Below are 16656 nucleotides of genomic sequence, written 5' to 3'. Positions count from 1 at the left end.
CTCGACTCATGGATGACAGCATCACCATCCGGCCGCTTCGTGAGGCTGATGCAGAAGCGGTGGTCGAACTCTACGCCAAGGCTGCTGCGGTGGAACCGCGGCTGGGCCCTGTCACGCTGCCGCAGTGGGACCAGTTCTTGAAACTGCCGCAAAACCGTGGCGGCCGCGACTTCCGCATTGCCGAGCGGAATGGGCGGCTCATCGGCTTGGCCGAATCTTCGTTGCGCGATCAGGGCGCGCATCATTCCCGGTTCCTCAAGATCGTCGTCGCGCCCGAGCTGCGGCGCCGCCGGATTGGCCTCGCGCTGTTCGACGAAGTGCTTGCGATCGACGGCGATCCCGATCTCACCGTACAGACACTGGTGAGCGGCGATTGGCCGCCAGGAATGGCCTTCGTGGCCGCCTTCGGCTTTGTTCATGTTGAGTCCGAAATCGGGATGAAGTGCGTCGAGCCGTTGCAACCGGCGCGCACCCTCGCGGCGGCCCGCGCCACCATCGAGCAGGTCACCGACGTGACCGCCTGCGCGGCCGAGGTCGCCCGCATCCACAATGCCGCCTATGCCTCGGACGCCGCGTTCCGCCTGTACTCGCCGGAGGAGATGGCGCAGGTCCTGACCGAGAGCGAAGTCTGGATCGCGTCGGAGGATGGACAGATGTCGGGCTTCTGCCTGACCGAGCCGGAGCGGAACTCGATGTGGATCGAGTCGATCGCCGTCGACCCGGCGCGGCAGGGACGCGGGCTCGGCCAGCTGCTGGTCTATCGCGTGCTCAGCGCGCACGACGTGTCGGTCGAGCATCCCTGCTGGCTCAACGTCTCGAGCCGCAACGCGCCCGCGCTGAAGATCTATCGCCGGCTCGGCTTCCGGCCGCAGCACGAAACCTGCCGTTTCAGCGCGCCGCGAGGCGAACTGATCGCCGCGCGCGAGCGGCGGTTTCCATAGCGCGCGAACTGCCCCCTCGCCCCGTTCTTACGGGGAGACGGTTGGGGTGAGGGGCCGCCTTCACGTATTCGGTGATAGCTGCGTTTGCGGAGACCCCCTCACCCGGATCGCATCTGACGATGCGATCCGACCTCTCCCCGCACGCGGGGCGAGGTGAAGCGGAGTCCGCCGCTCCAGCTGCGGGCGGCTGCTACGCCCACTCGCCTTTGCGGAACACCGGCACACTGCGGCCGTCGGCGTGGATACCGTCGATGTCGGTGTGAGCCGAGCCGATCATCCAGTCGATGTGGATCAGGCTCTTGTTGCCGCCCTGCTCGGCGATCTGCTGCGGCGTCAGCTTGTCACCATTGACGAAGCATTTTGAATAGCACTGGCCGAGCGCGATGTGCGAGGCGGCGTTCTCGTCGAACAGCGTGTTGAAGAACAGCAACCCGCTCTTCGAGATCGGCGAGGAATGCGGCACCAGCGCGACCTCGCCGAGGCGGCGCGCGCCCTCGTCGGTGTCGAGCACCTTCTTCAGCACCTCTTCGCCGCGCGAGGCCTTGGCCTCGACGATGCGGCCTTCGTCGAACTTGACCGAAATATTGTCGATCAGCGTGCCCTGATAGGACAGCGGCTTGGAACTGACGACGTGACCGCTGACGCGGTGGCAGTGCGGTGTCGTGAACACCTCTTCGGTCGGGATGTTGGCATTGCAGACGATGCCGTTCTTGGCGGTCGAGGCGCCGCCTTCCCATTCATGACCATCGGCGAGGCCGATGGTGAGGTCCATGCCGGGACCGGAATATTTCAGCGCGTGGAAACGCTGGCCGTTCAGCCATTCGGTGCGCTCGCGCAGCCGCGCATTGTGCTTGTCCCAGGCGGCGACGGCGCCGTCCTGATCGACCCGGGACGCGGAGAAGATCGCGTCTGCAAGCTTGGCCACCGCGACGTCCTCGGCATCATCGGGGAACACCTGCTTGGCCCAGGACGTGCTCGGATAGGCGATGATGTTCCAGTTGGTGTCGAAATTGACGATCTTCTCCAGCGCCGGCTGGTAGGCGATCGAATTGGCCTTGCTGGCGCGCGCCACCTTGGCCGGGTCTTCGCCCGACAGTAGCATCGGATTGTCGCCGACGATCGCAAGCCGCGCGGTCTTGGCGCCGAACGCCTTCGCCATGCCCTCGTAGAGCCAGCCCGCGGCACGATCGAAGCTTGCGTCGTTGGCGTAGCGATAGCGCGCCAGTGTGAGCTCTTCATCCGAGAAGAACGGGGTCACGAGGCCCGCGCCGGCCTTGTAGGCATGCTCCACGACGCGCCGCACCAGCGGCATTGCCGCGGCAGGCGCCGTCAGCAGCAAATCCTGCCCCGGCTGCAGCTGCAGGCCGACCTTGATCGCGACTTCTGCAAGCCGATCGAGCTTCGCGGGATCGATTGAGGCGGCAAAGTTGCGTTGATGTGCGGGCATGAAGCGTCCGGCCGTGTCGTTTGAGGATGTTGAGGATTCGTAGTCCAATTCGATCAGCATCCGCAAGGTTCCTGCCGGCCGCGCCGATCACGCGACGGCGAGCAATTGCCTCGAATTTTACCGCTTCACCGAAGCCAACACCCGGTCGACCATCTCGGGCGCGAGGCCGAGGTAGTTTTTCGGCGCGGTGAGGCGGTCGATCGTCGCCCGGTCGATCCGGCTCGCGACGCGCTGATCCGCGGCCAGCGCTTCGGCCAGCGTGAGGCCCTTCTCGTTGGCGACACGGCAGGCGTCATAGACCACGTCATGCGCCTCCTGCCGGCCGATTGCGGGCGCGAGACCCATCATCACGGCCTCAGCAACGATCAGCCCGCGGCTGATGTCGAGATTGTCGGCCATCCGTTTCTCGTCGACGATCAGGCCGCCAAGCGCGAATCTGGCCTGGTGCAGCGCGCCGGCGGTCAGCACGAAACTTTCGGGGATTGCGATCCATTCGGCGTGCCACGGACCGGTGGCGCGTTCGAAATCCTGCACTATCGCATCGAGCATCAGGCCGGCATGCTGTCGCACCGCCTTGGCGGCGGCGAGCATCAGCTCCGACGAAATCGGGTTTCGCTTCTGCGGCATGGTCGAGGACGCGCCGCGCCCCTTCACGAACGGCTCGTAGACCTCGGCGAACTCGGTCGAGGCCATGATCATGATGTCGAGCGCGATCTTGCCGAGCGTTCCCGTGACCAGCGCGAGAAAGTTCACCGCTTCCGCCAGACCGTCGCGCGCAACATGCCAGCTGGAGACGGGCACGCCGAGGCCAAGTTGCTCGCACAGCGCCGTCTGGACGTCGAATCCCTTGTCGCCGAGCGAAGCCAGCGTGCCGGCGGCGCCGGCGAACTGGCCGACCAGCACGCGCGGCTTCAGCTCCGCCAGGCGCGCGGCGTGGCGATCGAAGGCGGCGAGCCAGATCGCGGTCTTGTAGCCGAAGGTCACCGGCAGCGCCTGCTGCAGATGGGTGCGGCCGGCCATCGCCGTGTCGCGGTACTTTTTCGACAGATCGGCGAGGATGCCGCGCAACGCAGCGATGTCATCCTCAATGATCTGGAGACCATCGCGCAGCTGCAACACCACGGCGGTGTCCATGATGTCCTGCGTGGTTGCGCCCCAATGGACGTAGCGGCCGGCCTCGCCGCACTGCTTCGCCATCTGGTGCACCAGCGGCAGGATCGGGTAGCCGACGATGTCGGTCTCTTGCCGCAGCAGATCGATATCGAACGCGGCGGCATCGGTGCGGTCAGCGATCTCCTCCGCGGCGTCCGCCGGGATCACGCCGCAGCGCGCTTCGGCCTGTGCCAGCGCGACTTCGACCTCGGCATAGCGCGAGATCAGCCGCAGGTCGGAAAACACCTCGCGCATCTCGCGCGTGCCGAAGGCATCGCGAAACAGTACGGAATCGAGCACGGTCGTCGAAGTCGGGAAGCCGGACATGGGCACATCCTGTTGCTGATCGCAGTCGGCAACGTCCCTATCACGACGCAGACCTGTGCCCTACCCCTCCGGAGGCGCCTCGCCGAACACCTCGGCTGCAATCTTGCTGGTCTCGATCGCAGCCGGAATGCCGCAATACATCGCGACCAGCAGCAGCACGTCCTGCACCTGCGCGGCGGTGCAGCCGTTGGCCAGCGCGCCCTTGGCATGCACGCGGAACTCGGTGGGCTTGCTGCTCGCCGCAGTGATGGCGAGCATCACGAGGCTGCGGATCTGGTCGGACAGGCCGCTGCGCTCCCAGACGTCACCATAGACATAGGCATTGATGATGTTCTGCAGCGGCGTGCCGAAATCGCCCGCAGCCGCCATCCGCTTGGCGACATCGAGCTCGCCGAACATCTTCAGGCGCCGGCGCAGCCCGCGCGCATGGAGATCGCTGGTGTCGACCATCGTCGTCTGGCTCCCCTGTACTGGCTAGTTATACGGATAAATATGGCACACCTCAATGTTGCCATAGGCCTGACGCTTGCCTTTCCGACATATTTGTCCGTATAAATTCATAAAAGCACGGAGGGGACCGGGATGGAGTTACGGCTGGGGCTGCTCGTCGTCCTGCTCGCGGCGCTCTCGGCCCCGCCGGCTTTCGCGGCCGACGATTTCCCGCAACGGCCGCTCAAGATCATCGTGCCCTTCCCGGCCGGCGCCGGCCCCGACAATGTCGCGCGGCTGGTCGGCCAGCATCTGCAGGACGCGTTCGGCCAGACGGTGCTGATCGAGAATCGCGCCGGCGCGCTCGGCAGTATCGGGGCCCAGGAAGTCGCCCGCAGCGCGCCCGACGGCTACACGCTATTGATGGGCACCAACACGACCCACGCCAGCAACGTCGCGACGCTCAAGAGCCTGCCCTATGACCCGGTGAAGGATTTTGCGCCCGTCATCCGCACCACCACGACGGCGATGGTGCTGCTGGTCAACCCGAAGCTTGCGGCCAAGGACCTGCCGCAGTTCCTGGCTTATGCCAAGGCTACTCCCAATTTGACCGCGGGCTACGGCTCGGGCGCGTCGCAAATCTCGATCGCGCAGTTGCAATCGCGCGGCGGCCTGTCGCTGATCGCGGCCTCCTACCGCGGCGTGCCGCAGGCGATGACCGACGTGATGGCGGGGGTGATCGACCTGACCTTCGGCGACTTTTCGGTCGCGATCCCGCAGATGCAGGGCGGCACCTTGCGCGGGATCGGCGTGACCTCGGCGACCCGCAATGAGCTGACGCCGGGCTTGCCCGCACTCGCCGAGGCAATGCCGGGCTTCGAGGCCACGATCTGGTACGGGCTGTTCGCGCCGGCCGGTACACCGGAGCCGGTGGTCAACAAGATCTACTCTGAATGCGCCAGGTTCCTCGCCATGCCGGAGACGAAGAAGAAGCTCGCCGATGTCGGTGTGATGGTGGCGCCGCTGGCGCCGGCCGAGTTCGGCGCCTTCGTCAGGAGCGAGGTCGTGCGCTGGTCGGCGGAGGTGAAGGCGGCCGGCATCCAACCGCAATAGACCAGAGCTCCGTCGCATCATGGCTCGCGAGACACCTGTCGGCATGATTGGCCTGGGGCTGATGGGATCAGCGCTTTCCGCGCGGCTGATCGACGCCGGCGTCGGGGTGATCGGCTTCGACATCGATGCGGCGAAGGAGGACGATCTGAGAGCCAGCGGCGCCGAATTCGCTGCCTTTGCCGCCGACGTGGCGGCGCGCTGCCGGACCATCGTCATTGCGGTGTACGACGCGGCTCAGGTCAAGGGATTGCTGCCGGACCTCGCGAACGCCGAGTTGCCGCCGCTCGTCATCTGCACCACCACCTGCGCGCCGGGCGAGATCGCTGTCATCGCCGAATTCGCCGCGCGCTCGCGCCTTGCCTTCATCGAAGCGCCGATCTCGGGCACCAGTACACACGTCCGTGCGGGCACGGCCACCGCGCTGGTCGCCGGCGAATCCGACGTCATCGCAACTGCCGCGGCGACGCTCGACATCCTCTGCCCGCAGCGGATCAGTGTCGGGGCGATCGGCAATGCGAGCCGCACCAAGCTCGCCATCAACCTGATCCTGCAGAACAACCGCGCCGCGCTGGCCGAAGGCATGGCCTTTGCCGAGAGCCTCGGCCTCGACAGCGCGGCCTTCCTTGCGACCGCACGGCAATCGGCGGCATATTCCAGGGTGATGGACAGCAAGGGACAGAAGATGCTGACCCGGGATTTCTCGCCGCAATCGCATATCGCGCAGACCTTGAAGGACGCCGAACTGATTCTGCAGGAAGCCGGCCGGCACGGCCTGCGCTTGCCGCTGACCTCAGTGCAGGCCGATCTGCTGCGTGCGGCGATCGCGCTCGCGGGCCCGGACAGCGACAGCGCCGCTGTCATCGAGGCGATCCGGGCCGGACGCGATCAGGACAAGGAACATTCATGATCAATTGTGCGATCGTGGGCCTCGGCCGGTGGGGCCGCGCGCTGGTCGAGGCCGCGCGCAACGAGCCCCGGCTCAGGATCGTCAGCGCGGTGGAACCCGACACCAACAGCGCTGCGAGCTTTTGCGCCGCGCACGGCCTGTCGCCTGCGGCCAGCCTCGAGGCCGTGCTGGCCGAGCCCGCCATCGATGCGGTGCTGCTGGCAACGCCGCATTCGCTGCACAAAACGCACGTGGTTGCGGCCGCCGCAGCCGGCAAGCAGGTGTTTTGCGAGAAGCCGCTGGCGCTTCGGCGCGACGATGCGGCTGAGATGTTCGCGGCCTGCCGCAACGCCGGCGTGACGCTCGCGGTCGGGCATAACCGCCGGTTCTGGCCGTCGATGCGGGCGCTGCGCGCGATCACGGCTAGCGGCGAGCTCGGCACGATCCTGCATGTCGAGGGCCACAACAGCAACGAGAACTCGCAGAGCATCACGCAGGGCTGGCGGCTGTCGCCCGGGGAGTCGCCAGGCGGCGGGCTGACCGGCGCGGGGCTGCACGTGCTCGACGGCTTCGTCAGCCTGCTCGGCCCGGCGCGCCAGGTTTATGCCCGGTTGAGTGAACGCGGGGCCGGACCGCCGCCGCTCGACACTGCAACTTTAGCGATTGAATTTGTGAATGGCGTGAGTGCAACCCTTGCGACTGTCCGCGCAACACCGTTCTATTGGCGCGTGCATGTGTTCGGAACGAAGGGATCTGCAGAGGTGCTCGACGAGACGACGATGGTGCTACGGAATTCCGGCGAGGCGCCTGTGACGAGACGCTTCCCGGCGGTCGACACGCTCACCGCGGAACTTTCCGCCTTTGCCGACGTGGTCGAAGGCATTGCGCCGTTCCCGGTGCCCGAAGCAGATGTGCTGGCGACGCTCGCCGCGTTCGAGGCCGCGCTGCAGTCGATGCAGTCGGGACATCCGGTCGCCTGCCATACGGCATACCAGTGATCCGCCATGTCTGAGCAACCGGACAGGGCGAGATCGTCCCGCTACCGCGACATCGCCACCGGACTGCAGAAGGACATCCGTCTCGGCACCTACGCGGTCGGCAATCTGCTGCCGACCGAGACCGAGCTGATGGCGAGCTACCAGGCGAGCCGGCAGACCGTGCGCGAAGCGCTGCGCATCCTGATCGACCAGGGCCTGATCGTGCGCCGCGCCGGCCTCGGTTCGGTGGTGATCGCCGCCGAACCGCCGGTGCTGTTCACCCACAGCGTCAAGTCGCTCGGCGAGTGGCTGCGCTATTCCAACGAAACCTACCGCGACGTGGTTGCCAGCAGCGACATCGTCGCCGACCGCAAGCTGGCTGGGCTCTTGAAATGCGAGCCCGGCAAGAGCTGGTTCCTGATCGAGGCGGTGCGCCGATCCGACCAGTTCGCTGCCCCGCTCGGCTGGACCGAGATCTACGTGCTGCGACGCTTCGCCGATGTCGTGACCCGCAGCGACCACGGCCGCACCCCGGTGCACGAGCAGATCGCCAAGATGTACGGCCAGGTTACCGAGCGCGCGCAGATGGAAATCTTCGTCCGGGGCATGCCGGCGCCGATCGCCAAGGCGCTCGGGGTCAAGGCCGGTTCGCCGGCGCTGACCGTGGTACGCCGCTACTACGGCCTGCGCGAGGAACTGTTCGAGGTCACCATCACCACGCACCCCGAAGGCCGTTACACCTACACGATGGATATGCAGCGCTCGCTGCGGCCGAAGCTCTAGGCTTCCGTTTGACGCGTTTTCTTGACGCGAACCGGGATCTGCTTCGCTCGAAAACGCTCTATCGCACGCGAGCCAGATGCGTGCTGGCGGAGGTATGTGCCATCTGCGGGGTGCCGCTCACGCCCCAGATCGCGACCGCAATCAGCGCGGCCGCCCAGACATATGGCACAGCATTCAGCTTCTTCATTTCCGAGATCATCCCCAACGTCTCAGGAGGGCTGACTGACTTCACGACCTCGGTCGTGATCTAACGACCTCGGTCGTCAGCGTCTCACCAGGCACCTGTCCTTCACAACGCTACTAAGGTTAGACCTTGTCGGTTTCAGGACGTCTTCGTGCGATTCCGGAAATGATTTCGCGGGAACCGGGCTCTCTCATCCGAATTGATGAGATCGCGGGCTCAACGACTTCGGCTCCAGTCGCGACGAGACCGGGGAGAATTTCCTGCTTAAATTTGAGTCAGATGCGCAGCAAACCTTCCAAAGGGCGCCCGCTGAATTCTTTTTGATTGTCCGCCGGACTCGGGTCATGGCATCAGGGCGTGTGACACCGTGATGACAAGGGTTTTCCCGTGACCGCCCAACCGGCCAAACCGCAAGGCGGCTCCCGCCGCCACTCCAAGGAAACGCAGGACGAGGTTGCGCGGTCGCTGGAACGGGAGCTGAAGTTCTTGACGGAAGAGCGCCAGGAGCGCGCCCTCCGGCTCGGCCTCGACTTTGCAGGCAAGACGCCGAAGGTTGACCAATAGGGTTCGCTGCTGCGTCTCGAGCCTCGGTCGCGTCGGGCTGATTCGCGCGACCGTCTGCTGGCCCGCACGCCTTCGTTTCTGACGAAACTGTCAAACAGCCAAGTTCTCTATGTCGTCACCCGCGAATGCGGGTGATCCAGTATTCCAGAGACGCCAACGCTTGAATCGAGAAGCCGCGGCGTACTGGATGCCCCGCATGCGCGGGGCATGACAACCGAGAGGATGTGAGAGCGCAATCTCGCGACATGATTTGCCCGAGTTTTGCATTTCGTTCCGCCCTCTCTGGAAGAGGGCGCAGGGAAAGCCGGGTGCCGATCGCACCCATGGGCCCCGAGCAAAAGGTAGAAAGCTCGGGGGTAGGACCACAGGTGTAACCGGAGCAATCCGGCTTTCCCTGCGCGATGGCTTACGGCTTACTTCGTGCTCTCCCCGGCGAGACTGGGCTTGTTTGTCACCGCCTTTGCAAAACGCTTGCGCGTTTCACATGAGGACACCTGCCACTAGGGCGTCAGGACCACACGACTTCACCGTCCGCTTCATGCGCACTCGTCAGTTGCGCAATCGGCGTCCACCGCATCTCGACCCACGTTCGTGACGACCGCGAAGCGCCCCTCGATCGGGTGAGACGAGCGAACCATACACCGAGTTGCACTTCGGATAAAGCGAAATATTTTTGCAATAGAGGCTTGCGCCGTCGGGCAACTCAGTGATTGGCACGTGAGAGAGGCACCGCGCTCCCTCCCCTTGCGGGTCCTTACGGGGGAGGTGCCACAGAACGACGGCCATGCCGTCTAACGCTGCCGTTGCGCGAGATAGAATCCGGCCAATACGGTCACCAATCCGGCCGCCTGCAACGTGGTCGGTGGCTCGCCAATCAGGAGCCACCCCAACAGCAAGGTCAGCACCGGAACGGTCGCAGGAAAAACAGCCGCGCGGGCTACTCCGAGCCGCTGGATCGACAGTGCAAACAAATACATTGCCGCGGGCCCGGCCAGGATGCCCTGGCCGACGGCTTGCAGCGCATTTTCGTTCAGGCCGATGGCGGCATCGCGAGCGAGCCCACCCGAGGCGGCATACAGCGGAAACAGCGACAGCGACAGCACGCTGATGACCGAAGCGACAGAGAACGCAGAGACACGCCAATAGCGCACCAGCGTGGCGAAGCTCGCAAACATCAATCCGGTCAGGACAAAGATCAAGTCGCCCATTACGGCGCTCGATCCCATATGGCCGATCGATTCGCTGCCGATCACAGCAAGGCCGAGCACGATGACGAGCGCCCCGGCGACCCGCGAAAGCGAGATCGATTCCTTGAGCAGGACGACCGCGAGAAACAGTCCACCAAGGGTCGCACAGGACGGCTGGATCACGCTGCCGTGCCCGAGAGGCACGAACACGAAGCCGGCATAGCTGATCAGCGACATCACCGGCCCGCCCAGCAGCATCAGCGCCATGCCGCGGCTCCATCCGATGCCGCAGAGATCGCGGAGGCCGGCGCGCACAACGAGCGGCAGGAAGGCGATGCCCGACCACAGGAAGCGATGCATCAGCAGGTCGACAGGTGTGAACCCGACTTTCAGGCCGTGCCGCGTCGCCACGAAGCCGAGCGCCCAGCAAAGCGCTGCGCCGAGACCGCATCCGACCCCGAGCAGCATGGCTTTCGTACCTGGAGGGGCTGGAATCCTGGCGCCGGTTGTGCATTCGCTCATCGCGAACGACTACGTTAGCTCACAAAGCGGATCAACCCACTGGTCTGCAGAGCTGATGGGCGCCGGCCTGCCGGGGTCTGCTTCGGGTCAGAAAACCGACTTCGGCGAATCCCGGCTGGAGATCCGCTTTGGGCCAACAACCGAAGTCGTCGTTCTTACTTCATGCCTCATCGGCGCGGGCGAAGCAGAACACAGATTGGCAGCCCAGCGCTCCTAGCGCTCGCGTTCCCAAGTAAGGCTTCCTACCACTCTCTTTCCGGGAAAAACGGAGCTGACTTGTTCAGCCGTTCGAATGGTCAGCTTATCACCTTCCAGCTTGAAAAATCGTATTTGGTCCTGTCCGGTGAGAAGCTCATTCCCCGATATGTCCACTTTGGTTGTAAACTTGTCTCCTTCGATCATAAATTTTCCGGTGTAAGCAAGGAGCGACTTCAGAAGGGCTGCCAACTCCTCATTGCTTGTTGCCGGTTTACGATTTGCCGCCACGATGACGAACGTCACGTACCCGTCCGCCGCGAAGATCGCCCTGCCTTTGGGATTAGGACCGAAAGGCTCAGTAGCCTCTCCACCGATAATCTGAATCGTCCATGAGCTTAGCTTCCAACTACCTGCGAGTTGCCCCGCTGTATCCTCGGCAAGGGCAAATTCAGCTTGAAAACAGAGGCATACAACAGCAGCGGCAAGCACACGGAGAAGTACCATATCTTCCTCCCTCTCAGCAGATAACCGGGTGCATTCAAACAATGCCCAGACTAGCTGTGAGAGACGAAATCCGCGAGAGCGAAGGGTCCGGGGAGAGGTCCGCGGTGGGTCAAACTCGGAAGTCGGAACGCGTAACCGTAACGTCCGCTTCACCCCGACACCGGACTTTCGATAGCCAGCGCGGCATTTCCGAAAGGGCAAAGTGCTGACTTGGCGCAATCAATTCGAACGCTTCCAAGTTACGTTAACTGGGTCACCGGCCGGAGGACGAACCGTCAGCGTCAGCTGGTCTCCCGCAATCGCGACAAAGCGCTTCTGGTCCGCGCCATTCCAGTTTGGAAAGGAACTGCCTTCGACGTGAATTGCGATGCTGCTATCCGCCTCGATTATCGAATATGTTCCGAAGTAAGTTATCGTGCCGTCGGCCGTTTCCTTGTTTTCGTCAGCGGTACCCTGCCAGAGGGCATTGCTGGCGTATCTGGCGCGATCTGATCGCATCACGGTGATGATGTATCGCCCGCCCGCATCAAAGAAGGCGATGCCCTTCGGGGTGGTCCCATAACGCTCGACCTTGGTGCCGTCGCCTTTCCTTTGCTCCCACGAGAGTAGCGTCCAAGTACCGATCAGCTGCTCTTTCAACGATTGGTTCTGGCCGAGCGCATCGAATGTCATCATGGACGATCCAAAAGCCGCGAAAATGCATGCAACAAAAATCACCCGCAAATTCATTGGTCTCTCCCGAAGAGAAGACTGATAGCGTTTGTCGAGCACTACAATCCCGGACGTTTACGACTCTCGTGCGAAACAAGTAAGACCGAGAGCCGGCATGTCCGTTCCGAGTCAAAAAGCTGACATCTGCCGACGGTCGGACCATGTCTGCCGAGGGCTACAAGCGGACTTCTCCATGCGCGCTTATTCGGCCCGCTTGAACACGGCCTCAAGGGTTACGTTTTTTACAAACGGTCTGTTGAACTTCAATTCGTTCTCAGTCAGTGACGTGACGTTGCGCTTTTCTGAAGGATTTCCGGTCAGATTTGCGAATGTGCTGGCCTGAATATCGAGGCTAAGAACCATGCTGGTTTCATCTAACGAGTATTTGCCGAAATAAGCGATGGAGTTGGCGATCACCGCTTTCGCCTCTTCAGGCGTCGCTTTGGACGGCAAGCCGGATTTGAGCTTGGGAAGATCAACGCTCGCCTGCATGAGTGTAAAATAGCCATCGGCAGTATAGATAATCATGCCTTTTGCATTTTCCCCGTAGAGCGGGCGCCTCGTGCCGTCAGCGGAGACGGTATCAAGAGAGGTCTGAACCCAGGTGCCAACGAGCGTATCCTTGGGAGACTTTTTCAACCGAGTTCTCCTTCGATAGTCGGTGCCGTCCATTAAGGTGTTGCGATTGTGCGCCAGCGGACCCGCCCGAACAAGGTGGATATCCGCTTCGGGTCACGCCCGGAAGTCGGGTGGGCCTTCCGCCGAAGTCCGCTCAAGCCCGGCGAGCAGACATCTGCAGGCCGTGGGACGAGGACCGAAATAGGCCAGAGGCGAACTCATGCATCGCAGAAAGCTTGGTTCACGTCCAGCGAAGCCGCGCCAGGATCGCGCGGCCCATGATCCAGTCCTTGTCGCTTTCGGTGAGGAACGGAAGCTCCTCTGTGAATTGCGTCACGCGCTGCCGGTAGGTGGCCCGGGCGAACGAATTGGTTACGTCGGTCCCCCAGTGGCAGCGCTCCGGGCCGTAGGCGTCGAATAGGCGGTGGATATGCGACGTCACGTCACGGAATGGATATGGCTCAGTCGAAATCAGCGGCACCGACGACAACTTCACCGACACATTCGCATATTTCGCGAGCGCGACCGACTGGGCAATAGCTTCCGTCACCGTGTTGTTTCTCACGGATTCCGATGAATCAGGACGAGGGCGCAGGCCCGCGCCGACGCCCATGTGGTCGATGATGAGCGTAAGTTGCGGGTGTCGCTCGGCAATGCGGGCGAACAGCGACGTCTGGCCCGACGTGAGAAACATCACAGGCAGGCGGGCCTTCTCCGCCGCCGGCCAGAACCAGTCCGCGGTCCCGTCTGTCAGCCACGCAGCTTCGCCGGGGCCGAAGTTCAACCTTACGCCCAGCACGCCGGGCTGGTCGCGCCAAGTCGCAAGCCGTGCCGCGCGGTCGGGCTTGTCGAGGGCGACACGCGCCATGATGGCGAAGCGGCCCGGGTACCGTTTGACCGCCTCTTGGGCATAGTCGACGCGCTCGCCTTCGAGCGATGCCGGCGGAACGATGACGACGCGATCGACGCCAGCCTCGTCCATCAGGGGAATTATTCGCTCGATGGTAAAGGGCTCCAGAAGCTGCGGTTTGGCACCGGGGAGCCATGGTCTTTCCGGGGTGCTCGCCGGCCACAGGTGAACCTGCGAATCAACGATCACTCGTTTTTGCTGCGCGACTGCCGCCGCGGCGTGCTGCGTTGACAGCGCGACACCGGTCGCGACGGTGCCGGCCAGAAAGCTACGGCGTGAAGGCATGTGATGTCCTTCCTGTTCTATAGTTTAGTCACGACATGATGGTGATCGACACGGCCTCCCTGAGCAGGGATCACAGCAAATTGGCTCGCAATATTGAGGATCACATCAGGAAACTGCGACCATAGAAATAGGGTTCAAAGGTCAATTTGCGCCGCAACAATCTTGAACCGCGCATGTGTCAGTTCCGCGCCGCCGCGATGTCCGCTTTGGACCAGAGCAGACGTGGGTCGAAACCTCCTGATGTCGCGGCCGTTTTTGGTGGACCGCCGGCAGCAAGGATTCCGGGAGGCTCGCCGTGTTCGCGCCGTGCCGGCTTCCATCGCCTTTCTCATAAAAGATCGTCAGAACATCAGGCGGCGCTGTAGCCGCCGTCGATCACATGCGATGCGCCTGTCATGAAGGACGCCTTGTCCGAGCACATCCAGACCACGGCTTCGGCGATTTCCTCCGGCATGCCCAGGCGGCGTACCGGCACCTTGGCGATGATCTCGTCGTAGCGTTCGTCCATCGTTTCCTGGGTCATGGGCGTCTTGATGTATCCGGGATTGACGCAGTTCACGCGGATGCCGTCCTGGGCATATTCGATCGCCGCAGACTTGGTCAGCCCGACGACACCGTGCTTGGTCGCGACATAGTGGCCCGACGTGGCGAGGCCAACCAGCCCGGCGATCGAGGCCGTGTTGACGATGGCGCCGCCCCCGCCCTGCTTGAGCATTTGCGCGACTTCATATTTCAGGCACAGGAAAACGCCCATCAGGTTCACCGAAAACATCTTCGCGACCGAGGGCTGCGTGAGTTCGTGAATGCGCTGGCCGGGCGGCCCGACGGAGCGCCCGGCAACGCCGGCATTGTTGAACGCACAATCGATGCGGCCAAACGCCGAAACCGTGCGGGCCACCATGTTCGCGACATCGGCCTCGTCGGTGACATCGCCCTGGATCGCGATCGACTGGCCGCCGGCGGCGTTGATAAGCGCGACCGTCTGTTCGATTCCATCCTTCGAGAGGTCGGACACCGCGACGCGCGCGCCTTCGCGCGCCATGGCAATCGCCGTTGCCCGGCCAATGCCCGAGCCGCCGCCCGTCACCAATGCAGCCTTGCCGTCCAGAATGCCTGCCATGATAACTCCTGCGGAAGGGTTAGCGCTTTCCTTCGATTGCGATCTCGACGAGGTATGGCCGCTGGGCCGCGACAGCCGTTGCAACTGCGCCGGCGATGTCGTCGGCTTTCTCGACTCTGACCGCCTCGACGCCCATGCCGGCTGCGAGATGCACAAAGTCGAGCGCGGGGCCGGTGATATCCATGTTCTGATAGGGATGCTGGGTGCCGGCTTCGAAGTTCTGCCGCCAGACATCCACATTGTGCTTGAGGATGCGGTACTCGCGGTTCGCCAGCACCACGAACACAATCGCAAGCTTATGGTGCGCGGCCGTCCACAGCGCCTGGATCGCATACATCGCCGAGCCGTCGCCGGAGATGGCGACAACCGGACGATCCGGCATTGCGACCTTGACGCCGATCGCGCCGGCAAGGCCCTGGCCGATGCCGCCGCCACGACCGCCGAAATAATCGCCGAAGCCGCGATAGTCGAAGGCGCGCGCGAGATCGAGGCTCGCCGTGATGCTTTCATCGACGATCACGACATCATCGGGCAGGCCGCGGCGCAGCTCCGCGGTGACACGCGGCATCGAGCCGGGCTGGCGGTTCCAGCTTTTCTCGACGCGCGCGCGATAGGCTTCCTTCTCTTTCGCCTGCAATTCGGCCAGCACCGCATTGCGGTTTTGCGCGGCATGCTTGAAGTCCGCACTCGCCTTTGCGCGCAACGCGTCCGTCAATGCGCTGAGGCTGACGGCGATGTCGCCGACGATGCCGGCATCGAGCCGGTTGTTGAGCGCGAGACGCTCAGCCGAGGCCTCGATCTGCAGCAAGGACGCGCCGTCGGGAATGTGGCTATCAGGCGCAAACCAGATGTCCTCAAAGAACGGACCGCCGATGAGCAGCACGAGATCGGCATCACCGAGCGCCTTGCGCACCTGCCGGGCGTCGCCGGGGAGCGACTGACGATAGCTCGGATGGCTGGTCGGGAACGGCGCGTGATGCCGCAGCCCTTCGAACCACACGGTGGCGCCGATCGCTTCCGTCAGCGCCACCAGCGCCTGCTCGCCGCCCGAGCGTGCCACGTCGTCGCCGGCGATGATGGCTGGATTGTTCGACATCAGGAGCAGCGCGGCCAGCGCTTCGATGCCGGCCGGATCGGGGCGCGTCGATCGCCACAAATGGTCCGGCGTCGACGCATCGACCGCGGTCTCCTGCTCAAGAACGTCGATCGGCAGCGACACGAACACCGGTCCCTGCGGCGCATCGGTCGCCACCTTGAACGCGCGGCGCATGATCGGCGCGATCTCGTCGGCGCGCTCGATCTGCACGCTCCACTTCGTCACCGGTGCTGCCATCGCAACGAGGTCATGGCCGAGCAGCGGGTTCTTGAGCCGCATCCGCGTATCCTGCTGGCCGGCCGTCACGACCACGGGCGAACTTGCTTTGAGCGCGCCGTAGAGCGAGCCGATGCCGTTGCCGAGGCCGGGCGCGACGTGCAGGTTGGCGACGCTGACGCGTCCCGACGCCTGCGCGTAGAAGCTGGCGGCGCTGACAGCGATACCTTCATGCAGCGCCATGATGTATTCGAGTTGCGGAAATGCCGGCAGGCTGTCGAGCAGCGGCGTTTCCGTCGTGCCGGGGTTGCCGAAGATATGACGCACGCCGTGCGACACGAACGATTCCATCAGCACACGGCGCCCGCGCATTCGCTCCCTCTCGATCGGCCTTGATCCGTTTTGTGCATCATCGGCCGGGGAGCGGCCCATGGCAACCGTGCGAGCCGGCTGGCGTCCGCGCGGCCGGCTGCGTCTTCCGCATGG

At 63.7% G+C, this 16656-nt stretch carries 18 protein-coding genes; 7 read left to right on the top strand and 11 right to left on the bottom strand.

Features of this window, described 5'->3' with window-relative positions; genetic code table 11:
* The first annotated feature begins 8 nt into the window (after positions 1-8).
* Positions 9-941, top strand: coding sequence for a GNAT family N-acetyltransferase (locus ABIB78_RS10540; RefSeq protein ID WP_429024177.1), 933 nt, complete (start codon positions 9-11; stop codon positions 939-941).
* 190 nt (positions 942-1131) lie between these two features.
* On the opposite strand, the gene ABIB78_RS10535 is transcribed toward ABIB78_RS10540, so the two are convergent.
* The 3 genes from ABIB78_RS10535 to ABIB78_RS10525 all read right to left on the bottom strand — a co-directional run bounded on the left by ABIB78_RS10535 (position 1132) and on the right by ABIB78_RS10525 (position 4317).
* Positions 1132-2388, bottom strand: a complete 1257-nt coding sequence (locus tag ABIB78_RS10535; RefSeq protein WP_429024176.1) for an aminopeptidase — start codon at positions 2386-2388, stop codon at positions 1132-1134.
* Between the two features lie 117 nt (positions 2389-2505).
* Positions 2506-3867 (bottom strand): class-II fumarase/aspartase family protein, encoded by a 1362-nt coding sequence (locus ABIB78_RS10530; protein WP_429024175.1) that lies wholly within the window; start codon positions 3865-3867, stop codon positions 2506-2508.
* Between the two features lie 60 nt (positions 3868-3927).
* Positions 3928-4317, bottom strand: coding sequence for a carboxymuconolactone decarboxylase family protein (locus ABIB78_RS10525; protein ID WP_429024174.1), 390 nt, complete (start codon positions 4315-4317; stop codon positions 3928-3930).
* Positions 4318-4449: 132 nt separating this feature from the next.
* Here ABIB78_RS10525 and ABIB78_RS10520 point away from each other — a divergent pair, with 132 nt between their 5' ends.
* Genes ABIB78_RS10520 through ABIB78_RS10505 form a run of 4 tightly spaced genes read left to right on the top strand, consistent with a single transcriptional unit; the run spans position 4450 to position 8055 of the window.
* Entirely contained in the window at positions 4450-5409 is a 960-nt protein-coding gene (locus ABIB78_RS10520) for a Bug family tripartite tricarboxylate transporter substrate binding protein (protein WP_429024173.1), read from the top strand.
* Between the two features lie 19 nt (positions 5410-5428).
* Positions 5429-6316, top strand: a complete 888-nt coding sequence (locus tag ABIB78_RS10515; protein ID WP_429024172.1) for an NAD(P)-dependent oxidoreductase — start codon at positions 5429-5431, stop codon at positions 6314-6316.
* Positions 6313-7293, top strand: a complete 981-nt coding sequence (locus tag ABIB78_RS10510) for a Gfo/Idh/MocA family protein (protein WP_429024171.1) — start codon at positions 6313-6315, stop codon at positions 7291-7293. The genes ABIB78_RS10515 and ABIB78_RS10510 overlap by 4 nt, the downstream gene beginning before the upstream one ends.
* Positions 7294-7299: 6 nt before the next feature.
* Entirely contained in the window at positions 7300-8055 is a 756-nt protein-coding gene (locus tag ABIB78_RS10505) for a GntR family transcriptional regulator (RefSeq protein ID WP_429024170.1), read from the top strand.
* 58 nt (positions 8056-8113) lie between these two features.
* On the opposite strand, the gene ABIB78_RS10500 is transcribed toward ABIB78_RS10505, so the two are convergent.
* On the bottom strand, positions 8114-8242 hold the full coding sequence (locus tag ABIB78_RS10500) for a hypothetical protein (protein ID WP_429024169.1): 129 nt from the start codon (positions 8240-8242) through the stop codon (positions 8114-8116).
* Positions 8243-8626: 384 nt separating this feature from the next.
* On the opposite strand from ABIB78_RS10500, the gene ABIB78_RS10495 reads away from it, so the two are divergent.
* Positions 8627-8803: a hypothetical protein gene (locus ABIB78_RS10495; protein WP_429024168.1), complete on the top strand. Its 177-nt coding sequence runs from the start codon at positions 8627-8629 to the stop codon at positions 8801-8803.
* Positions 8804-9594: 791 nt separating this feature from the next.
* On the opposite strand, the gene ABIB78_RS10490 is transcribed toward ABIB78_RS10495, so the two are convergent.
* Positions 9595-10458 carry a DMT family transporter gene (locus ABIB78_RS10490; RefSeq protein ID WP_429024167.1) on the bottom strand — a complete coding sequence of 288 codons (864 nt, stop codon included), beginning with the start codon at positions 10456-10458 and terminating at the stop codon, positions 9595-9597.
* A gap of 40 nt (positions 10459-10498) precedes the next feature.
* Here ABIB78_RS10490 and ABIB78_RS10485 point away from each other — a divergent pair, with 40 nt between their 5' ends.
* Entirely contained in the window at positions 10499-10729 is a 231-nt protein-coding gene (locus tag ABIB78_RS10485; RefSeq protein ID WP_429024166.1) for a hypothetical protein, read from the top strand.
* On the opposite strand, the gene ABIB78_RS10480 is transcribed toward ABIB78_RS10485, so the two are convergent.
* The 6 genes from ABIB78_RS10480 to ABIB78_RS10455 form a co-directional block, all read right to left on the bottom strand.
* Positions 10726-11214 (bottom strand): lipocalin-like domain-containing protein, encoded by a 489-nt coding sequence (locus tag ABIB78_RS10480; RefSeq protein WP_429024165.1) that lies wholly within the window; start codon positions 11212-11214, stop codon positions 10726-10728. The genes ABIB78_RS10485 and ABIB78_RS10480 overlap by 4 nt on opposite strands.
* Before the next feature lie 219 nt (positions 11215-11433).
* Positions 11434-11943 carry a lipocalin-like domain-containing protein gene (locus ABIB78_RS10475; RefSeq protein WP_429024164.1) on the bottom strand — a complete coding sequence of 170 codons (510 nt, stop codon included), beginning with the start codon at positions 11941-11943 and terminating at the stop codon, positions 11434-11436.
* A 183-nt stretch (positions 11944-12126) separates the two neighbouring features.
* On the bottom strand, positions 12127-12597 hold the full coding sequence (locus ABIB78_RS10470) for a lipocalin-like domain-containing protein (RefSeq protein ID WP_429024163.1): 471 nt from the start codon (positions 12595-12597) through the stop codon (positions 12127-12129).
* A gap of 187 nt (positions 12598-12784) precedes the next feature.
* Positions 12785-13738, bottom strand: a complete 954-nt coding sequence (locus tag ABIB78_RS10465) for an amidohydrolase family protein (protein WP_429024162.1) — start codon at positions 13736-13738, stop codon at positions 12785-12787.
* A 349-nt stretch (positions 13739-14087) separates the two neighbouring features.
* Entirely contained in the window at positions 14088-14858 is a 771-nt protein-coding gene (locus tag ABIB78_RS10460) for an SDR family NAD(P)-dependent oxidoreductase (protein ID WP_429024161.1), read from the bottom strand.
* Positions 14859-14877: 19 nt separating this feature from the next.
* Positions 14878-16542 (bottom strand): thiamine pyrophosphate-binding protein, encoded by a 1665-nt coding sequence (locus ABIB78_RS10455; RefSeq protein ID WP_429024160.1) that lies wholly within the window; start codon positions 16540-16542, stop codon positions 14878-14880.
* Positions 16543-16656 lie beyond the last annotated feature (114 nt).

The organism is Bradyrhizobium sp. I1.14.4, assembly GCF_050435825.1.
Taxonomy (GTDB): Bacteria; Pseudomonadota; Alphaproteobacteria; order Rhizobiales; family Xanthobacteraceae; genus Bradyrhizobium.
Note: the sequence above shows the minus strand (reverse complement) of the source record. Positions and strands in the feature narration are given on the sequence as shown.

Excerpts from the sequence above, each read along its gene's own strand:
- ABIB78_RS10470 (WP_429024163.1), bottom strand. The coding sequence starts at position 12,597 with ATGGACGGCACCGACTATCGAAGGAGAACTCGGTTGAAAAAGTCTCCC.
- ABIB78_RS10455 (WP_429024160.1), bottom strand. The coding sequence starts at position 16,542 with ATGCGCGGGCGCCGTGTGCTGATGGAATCGTTCGTGTCGCACGGCGTG.
- ABIB78_RS10535 (WP_429024176.1), bottom strand. The coding sequence starts at position 2,388 with ATGCCCGCACATCAACGCAACTTTGCCGCCTCAATCGATCCCGCGAAG.
- ABIB78_RS10490 (WP_429024167.1), bottom strand. The coding sequence starts at position 10,458 with ATGCTGCTCGGGGTCGGATGCGGTCTCGGCGCAGCGCTTTGCTGGGCG.
- ABIB78_RS10465 (WP_429024162.1), bottom strand. The coding sequence starts at position 13,738 with ATGCCTTCACGCCGTAGCTTTCTGGCCGGCACCGTCGCGACCGGTGTC.
- ABIB78_RS10525 (WP_429024174.1), bottom strand. The coding sequence starts at position 4,317 with ATGGTCGACACCAGCGATCTCCATGCGCGCGGGCTGCGCCGGCGCCTG.
- ABIB78_RS10540 (WP_429024177.1), top strand. The coding sequence starts at position 9 with ATGGATGACAGCATCACCATCCGGCCGCTTCGTGAGGCTGATGCAGAA.
- ABIB78_RS10515 (WP_429024172.1), top strand. The coding sequence starts at position 5,429 with ATGGCTCGCGAGACACCTGTCGGCATGATTGGCCTGGGGCTGATGGGA.
- ABIB78_RS10510 (WP_429024171.1), top strand. The coding sequence starts at position 6,313 with ATGATCAATTGTGCGATCGTGGGCCTCGGCCGGTGGGGCCGCGCGCTG.
- ABIB78_RS10500 (WP_429024169.1), bottom strand. The coding sequence starts at position 8,242 with ATGAAGAAGCTGAATGCTGTGCCATATGTCTGGGCGGCCGCGCTGATT.
- ABIB78_RS10475 (WP_429024164.1), bottom strand. The coding sequence starts at position 11,943 with ATGAATTTGCGGGTGATTTTTGTTGCATGCATTTTCGCGGCTTTTGGA.
- ABIB78_RS10520 (WP_429024173.1), top strand. The coding sequence starts at position 4,450 with ATGGAGTTACGGCTGGGGCTGCTCGTCGTCCTGCTCGCGGCGCTCTCG.
- ABIB78_RS10505 (WP_429024170.1), top strand. The coding sequence starts at position 7,300 with ATGTCTGAGCAACCGGACAGGGCGAGATCGTCCCGCTACCGCGACATC.
- ABIB78_RS10460 (WP_429024161.1), bottom strand. The coding sequence starts at position 14,858 with ATGGCAGGCATTCTGGACGGCAAGGCTGCATTGGTGACGGGCGGCGGC.
- ABIB78_RS10480 (WP_429024165.1), bottom strand. The coding sequence starts at position 11,214 with ATGGTACTTCTCCGTGTGCTTGCCGCTGCTGTTGTATGCCTCTGTTTT.
- ABIB78_RS10530 (WP_429024175.1), bottom strand. The coding sequence starts at position 3,867 with ATGTCCGGCTTCCCGACTTCGACGACCGTGCTCGATTCCGTACTGTTT.